The sequence below is a fragment of the Bacillus sp. SIMBA_154 genome (assembly GCF_046536015.1).
Lineage (GTDB): Bacteria > Bacillota > Bacilli > Bacillales > Bacillaceae > Bacillus > Bacillus pumilus_P.
In genome coordinates this window covers 1-242 of the sequence record NZ_JAWJBV010000588.1, presented here as the reverse complement: position 1 = coordinate 242, position 242 = coordinate 1, and the positions used below count along the sequence as shown (strand labels likewise).

Annotated in this window: 1 protein-coding gene; it reads left to right on the top strand. The window is 53.7% G+C overall.

From position 1 onward, the window contains the following. Window positions 1–242 (top strand): hypothetical protein (locus R0K30_RS23260; RefSeq protein ID WP_410613368.1); only part of this gene is annotated, 242 nt, incomplete at both ends.

Sequence of the window (242 nt, the reverse complement as noted above, 5' to 3'; positions counted from 1 at the left end):
CTATTTGCCTACGAATACAGTGAACAAGAAAATATCGCCGATCCTGGGGTGATCCGCTTTAGTGACGGCTCCTATGGCTTCAACGGCCCCTCACTGGTAGGCGACCAGAGCTATTCAGATCAGGTTAGCCATATTGTCACCGGCAGCGTTGAGCAGCCGCTATCGGACAACTGGACCACATCACTCGCATTAAGCTACGGGAATAGCAGCACCGACGCCCTGTGGGACACCGTCAATACCAG